We start from the raw sequence: 21,436 nt of genomic DNA on the forward strand, positions 1-21,436 counted from the left end.
CGGGGAGGGCCCGGCCGTCGCGGCGTGCGGGACCGCGTTGTCAGTGGTCCGGTGCACGATGGGGAACATGGCCAAGGCAGCGCTCGACTCGTTCTCCGCCGCGACCCGCGGCTGGTTCGCCGGGGCGTTCAGCGCGCCCACGGCCGCGCAGGAAGGCGCCTGGCGGGCGATCGGCGCGGGCTCCGACGTCCTCGTGGTGGCGCCGACGGGCTCCGGCAAGACGCTCGCCGCCTTCCTCGCGTCGCTGGACGCGCTGGCGAGCACCCCGCCGCCCGCCGAGCCGAAGAAGCGCTGCCGGGTGTTGTACGTCTCCCCGCTCAAGGCGCTGGCCGTCGACGTCGAGCGCAATCTGCGCAGTCCGCTGACGGGCATCCGCCAGGAGTCGGTCCGCCTCGGGCTGCCGGAGCCGGACATCACGGTCGGCATCCGCTCCGGGGACACCCCGCCCGCCGAGCGCCGGTCGATCGCCAACCGCCCGCCGGACATCCTCATCACGACCCCCGAGTCCCTGTTCCTGATGCTGACGTCCTCGGCCCGGGAGGCGCTGGCGGGCGTCGAGACGGTGATCCTGGACGAGGTCCATGCCGTCGCCGGCACGAAGCGCGGGGCGCATCTGGCGCTGTCCCTGGAGCGGCTGGACGAGCTGCTGGACCGCCCGGCCAGACGGATCGGGCTGTCGGCGACGGTCCGCCCGGTGGAGGAGGTGGCCCGCTATCTGTCGCCGCGGCGCCGGGTGGAGATCGTCCAGCCGCCGTCCGGGAAGCGCTTCGATCTCTCGGTGGTCGTCCCGGTGGAGGACATGGGCGAGCTGGGCGGCTCGCCCGTCCAGGAGGGCGACACCGGTGAGAAGCCGTCCATCTGGCCGCAGGTCGAGGAGAAGATCGCCGATCTCGTCCAGGCCCATCGCTCCACGATCGTCTTCGCCAACTCCCGCCGTCTGGCAGAGCGGCTGTGCAACCGCCTCAACGAGATCGCCTACGAGCGGACCACGGGTGAGGCGTTGCCCGAGCACCATTCCCCCGCGGAGCTGATGGCCGAGGCCGGTGCCGCCAAGGGCGCGCCGGCGCTGCTGGCCCGCGCCCACCACGGCTCGGTGTCGAAGGAACAACGCGCCCAGGTGGAGGAGGACCTGAAAGCGGGCCGGCTGCCGGCCGTGGTCGCCACCTCCAGTCTGGAGCTGGGCATCGACATGGGCGCGGTCGATCTGGTCGTCCAGGTGGAGTCGCCGCCTTCGGTCGCCTCCGGGCTGCAGCGCGTCGGCCGGGCCGGGCATCAGGTCGGCGCGGTCTCGACGGGCATCGTCTTCCCCAAGTACCGCGGCGATCTGGTGCAGGCCGCCGTGGTCACCGAGCGGATGCGCTCCGGCGCCATCGAGGCGCTGCGGGTGCCGGCCAATCCGCTGGACGTCCTCGCCCAGCAGCTCGTCGCCATGACCGCGATGGACACCTGGGACGTCGAGGAGCTGCTGGCCCTGGTCCGGCGGGCCGCCCCGTTCGCCTCCCTTCCCGAGTCGGCGTTCACGGCCGTGCTGGACATGCTCGCCGGCCGCTACCCCTCCGACGCCTTCGCCGAGCTGCGGCCGCGCCTGGTGTGGGACCGCGTCGCGCACACCGTCACGGGCCGCCCCGGGGCCCAGCGGCTGGCCGTCACCTCCGGCGGCACCATCCCCGACCGCGGCCTGTTCGGGGTGTTCCTGGCGGGCGGCGACTCCGGGAAGGGCGGGGGCGGGCGACGGGTGGGGGAACTCGACGAGGAGATGGTCTACGAGTCCCGCGTCGGCGATGTCTTCACGCTCGGCACGACGTCCTGGCGCATCGAGGACATCACCCGTGACCGGGTGCTGGTCACCCCCGCCCCCGGGGTGCCGGGGCGGCTTCCCTTCTGGAAGGGCGACCAGCTGGGCCGCCCCCTGGAACTGGGCCGCGCGCTCGGCGCGTTCCTCCGCGAGATCGGCTCGCTCGCGCCGGAGGACGCCGGGGCCCGGCTGTCCGCCGCCGGGCTGGACGACTGGGCGGTGTCCAATGTGATGGGCTATCTCGCCGAGCAGAAGCAGGCCTGCGGCCATGTCCCCGATGACCGCACGATCGTCGTGGAGCGGTTCCGCGATGAGCTCGGCGACTGGCGGGTGGTCATCCACTCCCCGTTCGGTGCGCAGGTCCACGCCCCCTGGGCGCTGGCCCTCGGCGCCCGTCTCGCCGAGCGCTACGGCATGGACGCCCAGGTGATGCACGCCGACGACGGCATCGTGCTGCGGCTGCCCGACGCCGATCTGATGAGCCTCGATCTCCTCGACGGCGACGGCGGCTTCGACCCGTCCGCCGGCCCGCTCGGCCGCGGCACGGAGTACGACCCCGAGCAGTCCCCCGTGGGGGCCGCCGATGTCGCCTTCGACCAGGGCGAGGTCGACCAGCTCGTCACGGACCAGGTCGGCGGGTCCGCGCTGTTCGCCTCCCGGTTCCGGGAATGCGCCGCCCGTGCCCTGCTGCTGCCGCGGCGCAGCCCCGGCAAGCGCACCCCGCTGTGGCAGCAGCGCCAGCGGGCCGCCCAACTCCTCCAGGTGGCGAGCGAGTTCGGGTCCTTCCCGATCGTGCTGGAAGCCGTCCGCGAATGCCTCCAGGACGTCTTCGACGTCCCGGGTCTGGCGGAGCTGATGGGGGACCTCGAGGCCCGCCGGGTCCGCCTGGTGGAGGTCACCACCCCCGAGCCGTCCCCGTTCGCCCGCTCGCTGCTCTTCGGCTATGTCGCCCAGTTCCTGTACGAGGGCGACTCCCCCCTCGCCGAGCGCCGCGCCGCCGCGCTCTCCCTGGACTCCCGGCTGCTCGCCGAGCTGCTCGGCCAGGCAGAGCTGCGTGAGCTGCTGGACGCCGAGGTGCTGGCCGAGCTGGAGCGTGAGCTGCAGTGGCTGACGGAGGACCGGCGCGTCAAGGACGTCGAGGGCGTCGCCGACGTCCTGCGGCTGCTGGGGCCGCTGACCGACGCCGAGCTGGCCGAGCGCGGTGCGGACCCGGCATGGCCCCGGGAGCTGGCCGCCACCCGCCGCGCCCTCTCCGTGCGGATCGCCGGCGCCGACCACTGGGCCGCCGTCGAGGACGCCGGCCGGCTCCGTGACGCGCTGGGCACGGCACTGCCGGTCGGTGTCCCGGAGTCGTTCACCGAACCGGTCAAGGACCCCCTCGGCGATCTGCTGTCCCGCTACGCCCGCACCCACGGCCCGTTCACCTCCGAGCAGGCCGCCGCCCGCTTCGGCCTCGGCACGGCCGTCACCGACGGGGCGCTGCAGCGTCTCGCCGCCGCCGGCCGGGTCGTCCAGGGCGAGTTCCACCCCGCGGGCATCGGCCAGGAGTGGTGTGACGCCCAGGTGCTGCGCAGACTGCGCCGCCGCTCCCTCGCCGCACTGCGCGAGGAGCTGGAGCCGGTGCCGCCCGCCGCACTCGCCGCCTTCCTCCCCCAGTGGCAGCACGTCAGCGCACCGCGCCCGGCACCGGCTGCCGGCGGGATGCCGGCACCGCTCGGCGGCGCCTCGCACAGCCTGCGCGGCATCGACGGCCTGGTGCGCGCCATCGAGCAGCTCCAGGGCGCTCCGGTGCCCGCCTCCGCCCTGGAAAAGCTGGTGCTGCCGTCCCGCGTCGGCGGCTACACCCCCGCCCTGCTGGACGAGCTCACCGCCACCGGTGAGGTGCTGTGGGCCGGCGCCGGTGCGCTCCCCGGCAAGGACGGCTGGCTCTCCCTCCATCTCGCCGACTCCGCCCCGCTGCTGCTCCCGCCTCCGCTCCCGCTGGAACTGACCGCGCTGCACGAGTCGTTGCTGACCGCCCTCGCCCCCGGATACGGCCTGTTCTTCCGCCAGCTCGCCGACCAGGTCCGCGCCACCACCCACCCGGACGCCACCGATCCGCAACTGGCCGACGCGCTGTGGGACCTGGCCTGGTCGGGCCGGCTGACCAACGACACCCTCGCCCCGCTGCGCGCCCTCCTCGGCTCGGGCCGTACGGCCGGTTCGACCGCCCACCGCGCCCGCCGCGCCGTCCCCCGGGGCCGGTACGGCTCCCTCACCGCTGCCGCGGGCCGCGGCGGCCGGCCCACCGCCTCCCGCTCCGGTCCGCCGACGGTGGGTGGCCGCTGGTCGCTCCTGCCCACCGCCGAGCCGGACCCCACCCACCGCGCGCATGCCCTGGCCCGTGCGCTCCTGGACCGGCACGGCATCGTCACCCGGGGCGCGGTCGCCGCCGAGGGGGTCGAGGGCGGGTTCTCCGCCGCATACCGGGTGCTGGCCGCCTTCGAGGAGTCCGGTCAGGCCCGTCGCGGCTATGTGGTGGAGGGGCTGGGCGCCGCCCAGTTCGCGATGGACGGCGCGGTGGACCGGCTGCGCGCGGTCAGCACCCAGCGGGAGCGCACCGCCGGTGACGCACTGCCGGACAGCGGCCCGGCGCAGTCCCGGCGCGGCGGCCCGCAGCGCGCCGTCGTCCTCGCCGCCGCCGACCCCGCCAATGCCTATGGCGCCGCCCTGCCCTGGCCCGAGCCGCCCGAGGGCTCGACGCACAAGCCCGGCCGCAAGGCGGGCTCCCTGGTCGTCCTCGTCGACGGTGAGCTGACGCTCTACATGGAGCGCGGCGGCAAGACCCTGCTCCTCTGGCCGCTCGGCCACGAACCTGACCGGGCCGCCATGGACCCGCGCCTCCAGCTCGCCGTCGAGGCACTCACGGATGCCGCCCGCGCGGGCGCCCTGGGCACCATCACCACCGAACGCATCAACGGCACCGCGGCCCTCACCTCCCCCTTCGCCGCCATCCTGGAGACCGCCGGCTTCCACCCGACCCCACGGGGGCTGCGCCTGCGCGGGTGACCGCAACGACGCCCTGCCCTGCCCTGCCCAGGCCCGGCTCCCGGCTCCCGGCTCCCGGCTCCCGGCTCCCGGCTCCCGGCTCCCGGCTCCCGGCTCCCGGCTCCCGGCTCCCGGCATGATGGTGGCATGCCCGAAGGTGACACCGTCTGGCGCTTGGCCCAGCGGCTCCACGACGCGCTGACCGGTGGTCCGCTGACCCGCTGCGATCTGCGCGTCCCCCAGCTGGCGACGGTGGATCTGACCGGCCGCGGGGTGCTGGACGTCCTCCCCCGCGGCAAGCACCTGCTCACCCGCTTCGAGGGCGGTCTCACCCTCCACTCCCATCTGCGGATGGACGGCGCATGGAAGATCTACGCCCCGGCCGAGCGCTGGCGCGGCGGCCCCGCCCACCAGATCCGGGCGATCCTCGGCACCGCGGACCACACCGCCGTCGGCTACCGCCTCCCCGTGCTCGATCTACTGCGCACCGCCGACGAGTCCCGGGTCGTCGGCCATCTGGGACCCGATCTCCTCGGCCCGGACTGGGACCCCGCCGAAGCCCTGCGCCGGCTGCTCGCCACCCCGGAGCGCCCCCTCGGCGAGGCCCTGCTCGACCAGCGCAATCTCGCCGGGATCGGCAATGTCTACAAATCCGAGCTGTGCTTCCTGCTGGGCGCCTCGCCCTGGCTCCCGCTGAGCGCGCTGCCCCGGCCGGAACGTGTGCCCACGCTCGCCAAGAAGCTCCTCGAAGCCAATAAGCGACGCCCCGCCCGTATCACCACGCCCAGCGCCCGCCCCGACCGACGGCTGTGGGTCTACGGCCGGGCCGGCCGCCCGTGTCTGCGCTGCGGCACCGAGGTCCGCACCGCTGACCAGGACCCCACCGCCGAGGAACGCGTCACCTACTGGTGTCCCGCCTGCCAGCCGGACCCACCGGACGGCCACCGCGCCGGCTGACCCGAAGCACCTCCCGCACACCAATTGACGCCCCGTCAGATCTCTCCCTACCCTCGCACCATGCCTCTCCCGGCGTACGACCTCACGGGCCGCACCGCGCTCGTCACCGGCGCGGCGAGCGGTATCGGCCGCGCCACCGCCACCCTCCTCGCCACGGCCGGAGCCACCGTCCACTGCGCCGACCTCGACGAACAGGGCGCGAAGGCGACCGCCGCGGCCATCACCGCGGCAGAGGGCTCCGCACACGCCCATCGGCTCGATGTCACCCGGCGCGACCAGGTCGCCGCCGTCGTCGACGCCGCCCGCAGTACCACCGGCCGCCTCGACGTGATGGCGAACATCGCCGGAATCATGCACTCCGCCCCCGTCCTGGAGACCGAGGACGCGGATCTGGACCGGGTCTGGAACACCAACTTCAAAGGCGTGCTGTACGGCTGCCAGGAGGCCGCACGCGCCATGATCGCCACCGCCACCCCGGGCTCCCTCGTGAACATGGCCTCCGGCGCGATCGACACCGGCGCCCCGGGGCTGCTCTCCTACGGCGCCGCCAAGGCCGCCGTCGTCCAGCTCACCAAGACCCTGGCCACCGAGGTCGGCCGGCACGGCATCCGCGTCAACGCCGTCGCCCCGGGCTGGATCCGTACGGCGATGACCGACCGCCACACCGCGGAGGCTCAGCAGCAGGCGGAAGGGCCGATGATCCGGATGCCACCGCTGGGGCGGGTGGGAGAGCCGGAGGACGTCGCCCACACCGTGCTGCATCTGGTGTCGGACGCCTCGTCCTTCATGACCGGCCAGGTCCTCCGCCCGAACGGTGGCGTCGCCATGCCCTGGTGAGCGCCTTCCGGCCCGCCCGGACCCGCAGGCCCGCCCGTGCCATGGCGCGAGGAGAGTTCCCGTAGTCCCGCCTCGCCCGCGGAACGCAGTGCACCGGCAGCAGACTGAGCCCCCAGCCACCCAGCATCACGGCCCCTTCGACCACCCCCGCCGACTGCGGCCAGACCACCAGCCGGACCGCGGCCCACCACCACAGCCCCCCGACCACGACTCCGGATATCCAGCGCCCGGGCACGGTGCGCGGACGCCGTCCGGCCGGTCCGCGGGCCGCGAAGTCACGCCCCCTCATGGCTGCCTCCTCCGGCCGACGCTAGACGGATCCCGCCGCCCGGCGGGAGAGCGCACCGGGGCATTTCCGGCGCGCAGCCGGCCGCGCAAGCCCCGGAACGGGACCTCGACGCCGCCGCCCCCGGAAGGCACACTCGCGATCCCGGAGCCTCAGCGCCCTGCGCCGTCCGTCACTGGGCCTCGGCCTGGAACATCCAGCGGTGCTTCTCCAGGTCGGCGGTCAGACCGATGAGGATGTCCTGGCTGACCGGGTCCGGGTCCGCGGTGGCGGTGATCCGCTCGCGCATCCGGCCGATGACCGCGCCCAGCGCGTCCACCATCGCCCGCACCACGTCACCGTCCTTGATCCAGCCGTCCTTGACCTCGCCGATGCCGCTGGTCTCGGCGACGGTCACCGCCCGCCCGTCCGGGGACACCCCGATCGCCGCCGCCCGCTCGGCCACCGTGTCGGCGTGCTGCCGCCCGCTGGCGACCACCTCGTCGAGCTGGAGATGGACGGAGCGGAAGCGCGGACCGATGACGTTCCAGTGCACCTGCTTCGCGACGAGGGAGAGATCCACCAGGTCGACGAGCGCTCCCTGCAGGGCGTTCCCGACGATGCCGAGGTCCTCGTCGGAGAGTGTGCTCTTGACGACAGACATCCAGATACTCCTGTTCGGGCGATTTATCCGATTTAGTCATCGTACAAATGAATCGCCCGTTCCGAGCTGCCCGGACGGTCCGGCCGGGCGCCCGCCGGGGCCCCGGCCCGCCGCACACACCCGCCCCCGCGCGGGCAGCACGAAGCCCCGGCAGGCTTTCGCCTACCAGGGCTTCGATGCGTACGAACAGGGGTGTCAGGCCGCGACGACATCCACGACGTCTGCCGGGGACTTGATGGTCACGCGGTCCTCCGGCACACCGGCCAGGGACGTGACGGACACCGAATTGAGCTTCGGCCGCACCGGTGCGGGCACCGGATCGCTCGCGGCCGCGGACGCTGCCAGCTCGGCGAGCGCCAGCTCATCGCTGACCTCCCGCATGAGCTCGGACATGCGCACGTCCAGCGCGTCACAGATCGACGAGAGCAGTTCGGAGGAAGCCTCCTTCTGCCCCCTCTCGACCTCGGACAAATAGCCGAGCGATACCCGGGCGGAGGAAGAGACCTCGCGCAGGGTTCGGCCCTGGCGCTGACGCTGTCGGCGCAGCACGTCACCCAGCAGGCGACGAAGCAGAATCATCGCTGGCTCCCTCCTCGGACCTCGGATCCGGATCCTTCTCGCCCCACCGTACCGCCTCGGGCGGTACCAGTGCCGGGCGCAAGTACGTGTTCACTCAGGGCTGCAAACATCCATTCCCCCCGTGTTGTTCCGTATCCTGTGCCCGCGTATTTTCTGTCAGTTCGCTCAACAACAGTGCGAGCACGGCGCGAATGGTGTCCTGGCGGATCCGGTCGCGATAACCCGCCAGCGACAGCCGGCGCACCGCTCCGGCACCGTCCGGTCCCTGGACCGCCACGAAAACGGTGCCCACCGGATGCCCGTCCTGAGGATCGGGGCCGGCCACCCCCGTGGTGGCGAGGCCCCAGTCGGCACCCAGCACCCGCCGCACACCGCTCGCCATCTGCCGGGCGACCTCGCCGTCCACGGCCCCCCGCGCGGCCAGCAGGGCGCCGTCCACGCCCAGCACCTCCCGCTTGACCTCGGTCGCATACGCCGTGACCGAGCCCCGGACCACCCGTGAGGCCCCCGGGACCGCGGTCAGCGCGCCCGCCACCAGTCCACCGGTCAGCGATTCCGCCACGGCCAGGCTCTGGCCCCGCCCGGCGAGCATCTCCAGCACCCCGGCGGCGGCAGAACCCGGCCCGCTCACCCGGCCGCGCCCCGCTCGGCGCGCTCGGCCCGCTCCCGGGCCAGCCCGGCCCGGCGCAGCACCACGGCCTGCCGGACGTAGTCGAGTCCGGTGATGACGGTCAGCGCCACCGCCACCGCCATCACCCACCAGCGGAAGGTGGCCAGCGGGCCGGTCAGCACCAGGACGTACATACCGACCGCGGTGCCCTGCGCCAATGTCTTGATTTTGCCGCCACGACTGGCCGGAATGACTCCATGCTTGATCACCCAGAACCGCATCAGCGTGATGCCGAGCTCCCGGAAGAGGATCACTCCGGTCACCCACCAGGGCAGATCACCCAGCACCGACAGACAGACCAGCGCGGCACCCATGATCGCCTTGTCCGCGATCGGGTCGGCGATCTTGCCGAAGTCGGTGACCAGGTTGTAGGCGCGCGCCAGATGCCCGTCGAAAATGTCGGTGATCATGGCGACGGCGAACGCGGCCCAGGCGAAGACACGCCAGACCGGATCCGTTCCGCCGTCGTGCATCAGCAGCACCACGAAGGCCGGGACCAGCACCAGCCGCAGCATCGTCAGGACGTTGGCGATGTTCCACAGCCCGGCCTGCCGGACGACCGGCGCCGTGCGCGGGCCACCAGCTGCGGATGCCGGGACTCCGGTCATCTGCCCGCCTCCTCGGTACACCCCGTGCCCTCCACCGACAGCACCTCCGCGACGAGGTCCACGCCCTCGCTCGCGACCACCTTTGCTTCGACCATACGACCGGGCGCCAGCTCCTGGTCCGTCGACAGCAGGGTGACGCCATCGGTCTCCGGTGCCTGGTGCGCGGCCCGCCCGACGACACCGTCCTCGTCGTCGGTCCGGTCCACCAGCACCCGCAGCGTCTCGCCGATCCGCTCCTCGGCGCGCTGCGCGGTCAGCTCCTCGGCCAGCCGCGACACCCGCGCCAGCCGCTCGGCGACCACGTCCGGGTCGACCTTGTCCTCGTACGAGGCGGCCTCGGTGCCGTCCTCGTCGGAGTAGCCGAAGACGCCGATGGCATCGAGCCGGGCCTCGGTGATGAAGCGCTCCAGCTCCGCCAGGTCGCTCTCGCTCTCCCCGGGGAAGCCGACGATGAAGTTCGAGCGGGCACCGGCCTGCGGCGCCTTGGTACGGATCGTCTCCAGCAGCTCCAGGAAGCTGTCCGTGCCGCCGAAGCGCCGCATGGAGCGCAGCACACCGGGCGCCGAGTGCTGGAAGGACAGATCGAAGTAGGGCGCCACCTTGTCGGTGCCGGTCAGCACGTCGATCAGGCCGGGCCGCATCTCCGCGGGCTGCAGATAGCTGACCCGGATCCGCTCGATGCCGTCGACGGCCGCCAGCTCGGGCAGCAGCGTCTCCAGCAGCCGGATGTCGCCGAGGTCCTTGCCGTAGGAGGTGTTGTTCTCGGAGACCAGCATGATCTCCTTCACGCCCTCCCCGGCCAGCCAGCGCGTCTCCCCGAGCACATCGGAGGGCCGGCGGGAGATGAAGGAACCACGGAAGGACGGGATGGCGCAGAACGAGCAGCGCCGGTCGCAGCCGGAGGCCAGCTTCACCGAGGCCACCGGGCTGCTGCCGAGACGTCGGCGCAGCGGGGCCCGCGGCCCGGAGGCCGGTGCGACGCCCTCCGGCAGATCCTCGGGCGGGTCCGCCGGCGGAGTCGGCTCACCGGAATCGGTCTGGGCGTGGCCGGGCAGCGCGACCGCGGCGTCCTGGCGCTCGGCGGGGCTGATCGGCAGCAGCTTGCGGCGGTCGCGCGGGGTGTGCGAGGCGTGGATGCCACCGCTCAGGATGGTCTGCAGGCGGCCGGAGATATCGCCGTAGTCGTCGAAGCCGAGCACCCCGTCCGCCTCGGGCAGCGCCTCGGCGAGCTCCTTGCCGTAGCGCTCGGCCATGCAGCCGACGGCCACTACGGCCTGGGTTCTGCCGTGATCCTTCAGATCGTTGGCTTCCAGCAGGGCATCGACGGAGTCCTTCTTGGCGGCCTCGACGAAACCACAGGTGTTGACGACGGCGACATCGGCATCGGCGGCTTCCTCGACGAGCTCCCAGCCGTCCGCTGCCAGGCGGCCTGCGAGCTCCTCCGAGTCCACCTCGTTACGGGCGCAGCCAAGAGTGACAAGGGCGACGGTACGGCGTTCGGGCATAGGCCTCAGCCTACTTTGTCCCGGCCACCCCCTTGGCGCGCAGGTCTCCGCCGCCGGACCCGGGCCCCCGGGCCGGGCGGCGGACGCCCCCGGGGAAGGGCACTCAGCCCGCCTGGGGGTCCCCAGGCGTGTAGCTGAGCCGCTCGACGGTGCCCTTCTCGCCGACCCGCTTGACCTCCTTGCCGTTGACGTACAGCTGCACGGCTCCGGCGTTACCGAGGACCAGGTCGATCCGCTTCTTGTCGGTGATGGTCTTGGACTCGCCCTGCTTGAGCAGTCCGTCCTCCAGGAGCTTGCCGTTGGCGTCCTTGGCGGAGATCCAGCTCTGGCCGTCGCGGGCGGTCACCTTGATCGTGACCTTGTCCTTCGGCAGCCCGGCAACGGCGCTGTCGGACGGCTCGGGGTCGGGCTTGATGGGCGGCTTGATGGTGGAGGGGTGGCGAGTGGGCGCCGGCGCCGGCTTGGCATGGGCGTCGCCGGCCGCGATCGGGCCGCCGTCGCTCTTGTCGCCGCCCGTGAAGAGCGTGAAGCCCGCGAAACCGACCACGGCGACGATCGCCGCGACCATCGCCGCGGTCCAATTGGGGCGGCGCGGCTCGGAGCGGATCCGTTCGGCTTCGAAGAGGGGCGCGGCGGGGGTCGGCGCGGGCCGGCCGCCGTGCTCGGCGTCGAACTGGTCGATCAGGGGTCGGGAATCGAGGGATACGGCGCGGGCGAGCGCCCGGATGTGCCCCCGGGCGTAGACGTCGCCGCCACAGCGGGAGAAGTCGTCCTGCTCGATCGCGTGCACGAGGGGAATGCGCACCCGTGTCGTCGTACTGACCTCTTCGACGGTCAGTCCCGCTCCGATACGGGCCTTCTGGAGGGCAGCACCGACGGAAGGCCGGTCTGCTTCGGGGGAGTTGCCGATGGACACGGAGGCGCCTTTCGAGCGTGTAGCCACCTGCTGGAAGTTCAGTCTAGGGGTGGGGCGAAAGGGTCGGGCAAGCGGGAGAGCGGACTTTGTACGCCATCGGAACGCCGTCGGCGGTGCCCTGGGGCTCGATGGTGAAGCATCGTTCCCTCATCTCCCTCAACTTGACGTATCGGCAGGAGAAACGGTTGCCTTCTTCTTTCCTGCGGGTGACCCGGATGTCTGTGCTACTCCGTAGCCTCCCCCCGGATCACCGCCAGCACTCCGTCCAGTTCGTCAGGCTTCACAAGAACGTCACGAGCCTTCGACCCCTCGCTCGGCCCGACGATGTTCCGCGACTCCATCAGGTCCATCAGCCGCCCGGCCTTGGCGAACCCCACCCGCAGCTTGCGCTGGAGCATGGACGTCGAACCGAACTGGGTGGAAACCACCAGCTCAGCGGCCTGGCACAGCAGATCGAGGTCATCGCCGATGTCCTCGTCGATCTCCTTTTTCTTGGCCGTGCCGACGGTGACGTCATCGCGGAAGACGGGCGCCATCTGGTCCTTGCAGTGCTGGACGACCGCCCCGACCTCCGCCTCGGTCACGAACGCGCCCTGCATACGCACCGGCTTGTTGGCGCCCATCGGCAGGAACAGGCCGTCGCCCTTGCCGATCAGCTTCTCGGCGCCCGGCTGGTCGAGGATGACCCGGCTGTCGGCGAGCGACGAGGTGGCGAACGCGAGCCGGGAGGGCACATTGGCCTTGATCAGACCGGTGACCACATCGACGGACGGGCGCTGGGTGGCGAGCACCAGGTGGATGCCTGCCGCACGGGCGAGCTGGGTGATGCGGACGATCGAGTCCTCCACATCGCGCGGCGCGACCATCATCAGGTCCGCCAGCTCGTCGACGATGACCAGCAGATACGGGTACGGCGCCAGCTCGCGCTCGCTGCCCTCCGGTGAGCTGACCTTGCCGCTGCGCACCGCTTCGTTGAAGTCGTCGATGTGCCGGAAGCCGTAGGCCGCGAGATCGTCGTAGCGCAGGTCCATCTCGCGCACCACCCACTGCAGCGCCTCGGCGGCCCGCTTGGGGTTGGTGATGATCGGCGTGATCAGATGCGGGATGCCCTCGTACGCGGTCAGCTCGACGCGCTTGGGGTCGACCAGCACCATCCGGACGTCCTCCGGCGTGGCCCGCATCATGACCGAGGTGATCAGACAGTTGATGCAGGAGGACTTGCCGGAGCCGGTGGCGCCGGCCACCAGGATGTGCGGCATCTTCGTCATGTTGGCCATGACGTAGCCGCCCTCGACGTCCTTGCCGAGCGCCACCAGCATCGGATGATCATCGTCCGCGGCGTCGGCCAGCCGCAGCACATCGCCGAGGTTGACCATCTCGCGGTCGGTATTGGGGATCTCGATGCCGACCGCGGACTTCCCGGGGATCGGGCTGATGATGCGGACGTCGGGGCTGGCGACCGCGTAGGCGATGTTCTTGGCCAGCGCGGTGATCTTCTCGACCTTGACGGCCGGGCCGAGCTCGACCTCGTAGCGGGTGACCGTCGGGCCCCGGGTGAAGCCGGTGACCGCGGCATCGACCTTGAACTCCTGGAAGACCGTGGTCAGCGAGGTCACTATGGCGTCGTTCGCGGCACTGCGGGTCTTGCCGGGCCCGCCCCGCGACAGCAGGTCCAGCGAGGGCAGCGAGTAGGTGATGTCACCGGACAGCTGAAGCTGCTCGGCGCGGGCCGGCAGCTCGCCCGAGCGCTCGGGCGGGGCCTTGGTGAAGTCCGGAACGGCGGGAGTGTGCTCGGCCGCGGGCGGCTCCGGCTCCGCGTCGCGGGCCGGCGGCACCGTGCCGCTCTCCCCCGCGGTGTCCTCGCCGTCGTGGCCCCGGCGGTCCCCGGAGATGCTGCTGCTGAGGCCGGCGACGAGCGGTGAGGGCTGGACACCGTGCAGCACCGCGCCGTCCAGGGCGGCGGCGGCCGCGGCGGCGACATCCACCGCGTCCATCGGCCGGTCCGGGGCGGGCTGTGCGGAGGCCCGGCGCGGCCGGCGCCGCTTGGCCAGGGCCGCTTCCTCTATCGCGTCCGGATCGTTCGCGGCCGGTGCGGCGGCGGCGCTGCGGCGCGGCCTGCGGACGGGCTGCTCACGCCACTCCTCCGCATACTCCTCGACCTCGTCGTAGTCCGCCTCGTCCGCCACCGGGTGCACCACGCCCAGCTTGATGCCGAGCGCCCGCAGCCGCTGCGGGATGGCGTTCACCGGCGTCGCGGTGACCACCAGCAGCCCGAAGAGGGTCAGCAGCGCCAGCAGCGCCACCGCCAGGGTCTGTCCGACGGTGAAGATCAGCGGCTTGGACGCGACCCACCCGAGATAGCCGCCGGCGTCCTGTATGGCGGCCAGGCCGTCGTCCCGGCCCGGAGAGCCGCAGGCCATCGCGACCTGTCCGAGGACGCCGACGACCAGCGCGGAGAGCCCGATGACGATCCGGCCGTTGGCCTCCGGCTTCTCGGGGTGCCGGATGAGGCGTACGGCGATGCCGCCCAGCAGTATCGGTACGACCAGATCGAGCCGGCCGAACGCGCCGGTCACCAGCAGCTCGACGAGGTCGCCGACCGGGCCGCTGAGGTTGGACCAGGTACCGGCCGCGATCACCAGCGCCAGCCCGAGCAACAGCAGCGCCAGCCCGTCCTTGCGGTGCGCCGGATCGAGGTTCTTCGCGCCGCGGCCCATACCGCGGAACACCGCCCCGATGCCGTGCGCGAGCCCCAGCCAGCAGGCGCGGGCGAGGCGGTAGACACCACCGGTGGGTGACGGCGCCGGTTTGGGAGCGGCCTTCTTGGCGGGTGCCCTCTTGGCCGGTGCCTTCTTCGCGGCCGCGGCCTTCTTGGCCGGTGGCTTCGCGGGCGCTTTCTTCGCGGCGGTCTTCTTGGCGGCGCCCGCGGTCCGTCCGGCGCGCTGCTTCGAGGGGCCCGCCGTGCTCTGGGTTCCCTTGCCGGACGTACGTGAGGCCATGGCGACGAGATTACAGGCGAAAGCAGGCATGACACGAGCGCACGGCGCTTCACCCGAACGTGTCGCGCGCCCGTCTCATGAAGGGGTGTCAGTTCACCCCGCGGCGCTTCCCGACCCCGGCTCCAGGGCGTCCAGTGCCCTGCGCAGTCCGGTCAGTTTGCGCTCCAGATGCGCCGCGGTGGCGACCGCCGCCGCATCCGCCGTCTCGTCCAGCTGCTTGGACAGCGCCTCGGCCTGCTCCTCGACCGCGGCCAGCCGCGCGGAGAGCTCGGCGAGCAGCCCCGCGGACTCCCGCGCCTCGTCGGCGCTCGGCCGCCCGCCCTCCAGCTGCAGCCTCAGCAGGGAGGCCTGCTCCCGCAGTTGGCAGTTCTTCATGTACAGCTCGACGAACACCGAGACCTTGGCGCGCAGCACCCACGGGTCGAACGGCTTGGAGATGTAGTCCACCGCGCCGGCCGCGTATCCACGGAAGGTGTGATGCGGGCCGTGGTTAATGGCCGTGAGGAAGATGATCGGGATGTCGCGGGTCCGCTCGCGCCGCTTGATGTGCGCGGCCGTCTCGAAACCGTCCATCCCCGGCATCTGCACATCGAGCAGAATCACCGCGAAGTCGTCCGTGAGCAGTGCTTTGAGCGCTTCCTCCCCGGACGATGCCCGCACCAGTGTCTGATCGAGCGCAGAGAGGATCGCCTCCAGCGCCAGCAGATTCTCCGGCCGGTCATCGACCAGGAGGATCTTGGCCTTCTGCACCATGGCCCGTCCTCCTCGCCCCGGCATGGAACCGGACGCCGCCCCAGGGGACGACTCCGTCACGCCGCCCGTCCTTGTGCCGGTCATGGTAGCTGCACCCCGCCTGTCGCCACACCCTGTCACCGCGATGTCACTGTGCACGTAGCAGAAACGCAGACAGAGACCAGAAGGTTCCCCGTATCCCACGCTTCCACACGTCCGCGGCAACACTGAGTCAGCACGCGATGATCCCCTTTCGCCTCCATACTGGACGCTCCGTCACTCCGCGCGCATCCATTGCTCCATGACCGACAACAGATGATCGGTATCCACCGGCTTGGTCACGTAGTCGGAGGCTCCGGAGTCGATGCTCTTCTCCCGGTCGCCCTTCATCGCCTTCGCGGTCAGCGCGATGATGGGCAGTCCGGCGAACTGCGGCATCCGGCGGATCGCCGCCGTGGTCGCATAACCGTCCATCTCCGGCATCATGATGTCCATCAGGACCAGGACGATGTCGTCGTGCTGCTCCAGCACCTCGATGCCCTCGCGCCCGTTCTCCGCGTACAGCACCGACAGCCCGTGCTGCTCCAGGACACTGGTGAGCGCGAAGACATTGCGGATGTCGTCATCGACGATCAGCACCTTCTCACCGTGGAATCCGCCTTCGAAGGCCGGGTCCACCAGATCCTGGCCGTTGCCGATCCAGGGCTCCTCAGCGGGCTGCTGCGGGACCGGCTGCGGCGTCTGCTGCGGCGGCGCCTGCGGGACCTGCTGCGGCGCCTGCTGGGGCGCTGCGGACGGCTGCCGCCCGGAGAGCTCGAAGCGCCGCGGGGTCCCCGAAATCGCCCGGCGCCGACGCCGGCTGAGACTGCCTCCGACGCCCTGCTCGTGGTCCGGCTGCTCCTCGGCCTCCTGCTGCCCGACCTCCGACTCGCGCGCCTCCGCGTCCATCGCGATCCCGCCGGCCACCAGCTGCGGGTAGCCCTGCGGCGGCAGCCCGCCCGGGTTGTGCGGCAGGTAGAGCGTGAACGTGGAGCCGCGGTTGGGCTCGCTCGCGGCATGGATCTCGCCGCCCAGCAGCCGGGCGATCTCCCGGCTGATGGACAGGCCCAGGCCCGTACCGCCGTACTTGCGGCTGGTCGTGCCGTCCGCCTGCTTGAACGCCTCGAAGATGACCCGCATCTTGCTGGACGCGATACCGATACCGGTGTCGGTCACCGAGAAGGCGATCATGTCCGCGTCCGGGTCGCGAAGCGAACCGTGCTCCAGCAGCTGCTCCCTGATGGCCACCGGCACATCCGCACCGGCCGGCCGGATCACCAGCTCGACGGCGCCGCTGTCGGTGAACTTCACCGCGTTGGACAGCAGATTGCGCAGCACCTGCAGCAGCCGCTGCTCGTCGGTGTGCAGTGTCGCCGGCAGCTCCGGGGAGACCCGTACGGAGAAGTCGAGTCCCTTCTCCGCGGTCAGCGGCCGGAACGTCGCCTCCACGTAGTCGACGAGCTGGACCAGCGCGATCCGCGTCGGGCTGACATCCATCTTGCCGGCCTCGACCTTGGACAGGTCCAGGATGTCGTTGATCAGCTGGAGCAGGTCGGAACCGGCGCCATGGATGGTTTCGGCGAATTCGACCTGCTTCGGGGAGAGATTCCCCTCGGCATTATCGGCCAGCAATTTGGCCAGAATCAGCAGGGAGTTGAGCGGCGTACGCAGCTCGTGCGACATGTTCGCCAGGAACTCCGACTTGTAGCGCATCGAGACCGCGAGCTGCTCGGCACGCTCCTCCAGGACCTGCCGCGCCTCCTCGATCTCGGTGTTCTTCACCTCGATGTCGCGGTTCTGCGCCCGCAGCTGCTCGGCCTTCTCCTCCAGCTCCGAGTTGGACAGCTCCAGCGCCTTCTGCCGGCTCTCCAGCTCGCCCGAGCGCTCCTTGAGCTGCTCGGTCAGCTCCTGCGACTGCTTGAGCAGCACCTCGGTCTTGGTGTTCACCGAGATGGTGTTGACGCTGGTCGCGATCATCTCGGCGATCTGGCTGAGGAAGTCCTTCTGGATCTGGGTGAACGGCTGGAAGGACGCCAGCTCGATCACCCCGAGCACCTTGTCCTCGAACAGCACCGGCAGCACGATCACATTCGCCGGCGGCGCCTCACCAAGCCCGGAGGCGATCTTGAGATAGCCGGACGGGACGTTCTCCACCAGGATCGTGCGCCCCTCCTCCGCGGCCGTGCCGATCAGCGTCTCGCCCGGCCGGAAGGTCGTCGGCATCCCGCCCATGGCGTAGCCGTACGAGCCCATCAGCCGCAGCTCGTACGCGCCGGCCTCGCCGCCGTCCGCGCCGATCTCCTGGCTGTCGGGCTGCGCCGCGAGGAAGAACGCGCCGTGCTGGGCGGAGACCGCGGGCGAGAGCTCGCTCATGATGAGCGTGGCGACGTCCTTGAGGTCGCGCCGGCCCTGCATCAGACCGGAGATCCGGGCCAGGTTGCCCTTGAGCCAGTCCTGTTCCTCGTTGGCGAGGGTGGTCTCCCGGAGCGTGGAGATCATGGTGTTGACGTTGTCCTGGAGCTCCAGGATCTCGCCGGCCGCGTCCACATCGATACGGACGTTGTGATCGCCGAGGGTGACCGCCGCGGCGACCGCGGCGATGGCCCGCACCTGGCGGGTCAGGTTGCCCGCCATCTCGTTCACCGACTCGGTCAGGTCCCGCCAGGTGCCGGCCACGCCGCGCACCTGCGCCTGACCGCCCAGCTGGCCTTCCGTACCCACCTCGCGGGCCACCCTGGTGACCTGTTCGGCGAAGGACGAGAGCTGGTCGACCATCGTGTTGATGGTGGTCTTCAGCGCCAGGATCTCGCCCCGCGCATCGATGTCGATCTTCTTGGTCAGATCGCCCTTGGCGATGGCGGTGGTGACCATGGCGATGTTGCGGACCTGGCCGGTCAGGTTGTTGGCCATCGAGTTCACGGACTCGGTGAGGTCCTTCCACGTACCGGCGACGCCGGGGACGCGGGCCTGACCGCCCAGGATGCCGTCGGTGCCCACCTCACGGGCCACTCGCGTGACCTCGTCGGCGAACGACGACAGCGTCGTGACCATCGTGTTGACCGTGTCGGCGAGCTGCGCGACCTCGCCGCGCGCCTCGACCGTGACCTTCTTCGTCAGGTCTCCGTTGGCGACCGCCGCCGAGACCTGGGAGATGTTGCGCACCTGGATGGTCAGGTTGTTGGCCATCAGGTTCACGTTGTCGCTGAGGTCCAGCCAGATACCGGTGGCACCCGGCACCCGCGCCTGACCGCCCAACTGGCCCTCGGTACCCACCTCACGGGCCACCCGGGTCACCTGCTCGGCGAAGGACGACAGCTGGTCCACCATCGTGTTGACGGTCGTGACCAGTTCGAGGATCTCGCCCTTGGCGTCGACGGTGATCTTCTTGGACAGATCACCGCGGGCCACCGCGGTCGTCACCTCGGCGATGTTGCGCACCTGCGAGGTCAGGTTGTTCGCCATGAAGTTGACGGACTGGGTGAGGTCCTTCCACGTACCGCTGACGCCCTGCACCTCGGCCTGGCCGCCCAGGATGCCCTCGGTGCCCACCTCGCGGGCGACTCTGGTGACCTGCTCCGCAAACGAGGAGAGCTGGTCGACCATGGTGTTCAGGGTGTTCTTCAGCTCCAGGATCTCGCCCCGGGCGTCCACGTCGATCTTCTGCGACAGGTCACCGCGGGCGACCGCCGTGGCGACCTGCGCGATGTTGCGGACCTGAGCCGTGAGGTTGCCGGCCATGCCGTTCACGGAGTCGGTCAGATCGCGCCAGACACCCGCGACGCCCGGCACCTGCGCCTGGCCGCCCAGCCTGCCGTCCGTACCGACCTCCCGGGCGACCCGGGTGACCTGCTCGGCGAAGGCGGAGAGCTGGTCCACCATCGTGTTGATGGTGTTCTTCAGCTCCAGGATCTCGCCGCGCGCGTCCACGTCGATCTTCTGCGACAGGTCACCACGGGCGACCGCCGTCGTCACCTGGGCGATCTGCCGCACCTGTGAAGTCAGGTTCCCCGCCATGAAGTTGACGGAGTCGGTCAGTTCCTTCCAGGTGCCGCTGACGCCGTCCACCCGGGCCTGACCGCCCAGCCGGCCCTCCGTGCCCACGTCCCTGGCCATCCGTGTGACCTGGTCGGCGAACGAGGACAGCTGGTCCACCATGGTGTTCACGGTGTTCTTCAGCTGCAGCATCTCGCCGGAGACATCGACGGTGACCTTCTGCGAGAGGTCACCGTTGGCGACCGCCGTCGTCACCTGGGCGATGTTGCGCACCTGCCCGGTCAGGTTGCGGAAGGCGGTGTTCACGGAGTCCGTGAGGTCCTTCCACGTCCCCGCGGCACCGGGCACCGCCGCCTGGCCGCCCAGCTCACCCTCGACACCGATCTCCCGCGCAACGCGCGTCACTTCGGCGCCGAACGAGGAGAGCTGACCCACCATCGTGTTGACGGTGTTCTTCAACTCCAGCATTTCACCGGCGACATCGACGGTGACGGTCTGCGAGAGGTCACCGTTGGCGACCGCCGTCGTCACCTGCGCGATGTCCCGCACCTGCGCCGTCAGGTTGCGGAAGGCGGTGTTCACCGAATCGGTGAGGTCCTTCCACGTACCGGCCGCGCCCGGCACCTGCGCCTGACCGCCTAGCTGGCCCTCGGCGCCGACCTCGTTCGCCACCCGCGTCACTTCGTCCGCGAAGGTCCGCAGCGTCTCGGTCATGGTGTTGATCGTGTCGGCCAGCTGCGCGACCTCGCCGCGTGCACTGACCGTGACCTTCTGCGACAGATCGCCGTTCGCGACGGCGGTGGTGACCTGAGCGATCCCGCGCACCTGCGCGGTGAGGTTGCCGGCCATGAGATTGACCGAATCCGTCAGGTCCTTCCACACCCCGGCGACACCGGGGACCTGTGCCTGACCACCGAGTTCGCCCTCCGTACCGACCTCGCGGGCGACGCGCGTCACCTCGGAGGCGAACGAGGAGAGCTGGTCGACCATCGTGTTGACGGTGTTCTTCAGCTCCAGCATCTCGCCGGAGACATGGACGGTCACCTTGCGCGACAGATCACCCTTGGCCACCGCCGTGGTGACGAGAGCAATGTCACGGACCTGGGCCGTCAGCCGGGACGCCATGGTGTTGACGGATTCCGTGAGGTCCTTCCACGAACCCGACATTCCGCGCACCCGCGCCTGGCCGCCGAGCTTGCCCTCCGTACCGACCTCACTGGCCACTCTCGTGACCTCGTCGGTGAATGCGGAGAGCTGATCCACCAGCCCGTTGACCGTCCGGCCGACCTTCAGGAATTCACCCCTCAGAGGGTGCTCCGAAGAGCTGTCCGAACTGCGCGAGCGCAGATCCATCCGCTGTTCCAGGTCGCCCTCGGACACCGCCGACAGCACCCGTCCCACCTCGGAGACCGGCCGTACGAGGTCGTCGACCAGCGCATTCGAGGCGTCGATGGCCGCGGCCCAGGAGCCCTCGGCGGCGCCGACCTCCAGCCGTTCCGTGAGCTTTCCCTCACGGCCGACGACCCGGCGCACCCGCGTCAGCTCGCCCGTGAGATGCAGATTGCGGTCCGCGACCTCGTTGAAGACCGCCGCGATTTCCGACATGACGCCGTCGCCGGAAACCGTGAGCCGTTTGCGGAAGTTCCCGTCCCGCATCGCGACCAACGCGACCAACAGCCGATTCAGCGCAGCCGTATCCACCTCGGTCGTCCCGTTGTTCCGGGATCGTCCGCCTTTCGCGCGTGTGCTTGCGCCCCGCGCCGCTGCGCCAGACTCCACGTTGTCCCTCCCGCAGGGTCGACCGTTCTACCCGGGCTTTCTCTTGATACTTGCCCAGTGTTTCACCATGG

The 21,436-nt window shown here is 71.0% G+C and carries 12 protein-coding genes; 3 read left to right on the top strand and 9 right to left on the bottom strand.

Annotated elements, in window-relative coordinates; translation table 11 throughout:
- Nucleotides 1-67: 67 nt before the first annotated feature.
- From STRNI_RS12445 to STRNI_RS12455, 3 genes are all read left to right on the top strand, one after another.
- On the top strand, nt 68-4,843 hold the full coding sequence (locus tag STRNI_RS12445) for an Lhr family helicase (protein WP_266446101.1): 4,776 nt from the start codon (nt 68-70) through the stop codon (nt 4,841-4,843).
- 126 nt (nt 4,844-4,969) lie between these two features.
- The gene (locus STRNI_RS12450) at nt 4,970-5,779 is read left to right on the top strand and encodes an Fpg/Nei family DNA glycosylase (RefSeq protein ID WP_274738433.1); all 810 of its coding nucleotides are present in this window, start codon (nt 4,970-4,972) and stop codon (nt 5,777-5,779) included.
- A 60-nt stretch (nt 5,780-5,839) separates the two neighbouring features.
- Nucleotides 5,840-6,616: an SDR family NAD(P)-dependent oxidoreductase gene (locus STRNI_RS12455; protein ID WP_277411277.1), complete on the top strand. Its 777-nt coding sequence runs from the start codon at nt 5,840-5,842 to the stop codon at nt 6,614-6,616.
- A gap of 458 nt (nt 6,617-7,074) precedes the next feature.
- Here the strand turns inward: STRNI_RS12455 and STRNI_RS12465 are convergent, their stop codons facing one another.
- The 9 genes from STRNI_RS12465 to STRNI_RS12505 all read right to left on the bottom strand — a co-directional run bounded on the left by STRNI_RS12465 (nt 7,075) and on the right by STRNI_RS12505 (nt 21,365).
- Nucleotides 7,075-7,545 (bottom strand): Dps family protein, encoded by a 471-nt coding sequence (locus STRNI_RS12465; RefSeq protein ID WP_159485874.1) that lies wholly within the window; start codon nt 7,543-7,545, stop codon nt 7,075-7,077.
- A 195-nt stretch (nt 7,546-7,740) separates the two neighbouring features.
- Nucleotides 7,741-8,124: a helix-turn-helix domain-containing protein gene (locus tag STRNI_RS12470; RefSeq protein WP_018092941.1), complete on the bottom strand. Its 384-nt coding sequence runs from the start codon at nt 8,122-8,124 to the stop codon at nt 7,741-7,743.
- 94 nt (nt 8,125-8,218) lie between these two features.
- A complete protein-coding gene (locus tag STRNI_RS12475; RefSeq protein ID WP_277411278.1) occupies nt 8,219-8,755 on the bottom strand; it encodes a CinA family protein in 537 nt (178 codons plus the stop codon).
- The gene (pgsA, locus tag STRNI_RS12480) at nt 8,752-9,402 is read right to left on the bottom strand and encodes a CDP-diacylglycerol--glycerol-3-phosphate 3-phosphatidyltransferase (protein WP_018092943.1); all 651 of its coding nucleotides are present in this window, start codon (nt 9,400-9,402) and stop codon (nt 8,752-8,754) included. Before pgsA ends, STRNI_RS12475 begins: the two co-directional genes overlap by 4 nt.
- Nucleotides 9,399-10,907 (bottom strand): 30S ribosomal protein S12 methylthiotransferase RimO, encoded by a 1,509-nt coding sequence (rimO, locus tag STRNI_RS12485; RefSeq protein WP_159485876.1) that lies wholly within the window; start codon nt 10,905-10,907, stop codon nt 9,399-9,401. Before rimO ends, pgsA begins: the two co-directional genes overlap by 4 nt.
- 103 nt (nt 10,908-11,010) lie before the next feature.
- A complete protein-coding gene (locus tag STRNI_RS12490; protein WP_018092945.1) occupies nt 11,011-11,823 on the bottom strand; it encodes a helix-turn-helix domain-containing protein in 813 nt (270 codons plus the stop codon).
- Between the two features lie 224 nt (nt 11,824-12,047).
- On the bottom strand, nt 12,048-14,822 hold the full coding sequence (locus STRNI_RS12495) for a DNA translocase FtsK (RefSeq protein ID WP_174876323.1): 2,775 nt from the start codon (nt 14,820-14,822) through the stop codon (nt 12,048-12,050).
- Between the two features lie 93 nt (nt 14,823-14,915).
- On the bottom strand, nt 14,916-15,575 hold the full coding sequence (locus tag STRNI_RS12500) for a response regulator (protein WP_018092947.1): 660 nt from the start codon (nt 15,573-15,575) through the stop codon (nt 14,916-14,918).
- Between the two features lie 255 nt (nt 15,576-15,830).
- On the bottom strand, nt 15,831-21,365 hold the full coding sequence (locus STRNI_RS12505) for a HAMP domain-containing protein (protein WP_262040347.1): 5,535 nt from the start codon (nt 21,363-21,365) through the stop codon (nt 15,831-15,833).
- Between the last annotated feature and the right edge of the window lie 71 nt (nt 21,366-21,436).

Source organism: Streptomyces nigrescens, from assembly GCF_027626975.1.
Lineage (GTDB): Bacteria > Actinomycetota > Actinomycetes > Streptomycetales > Streptomycetaceae > Streptomyces > Streptomyces nigrescens.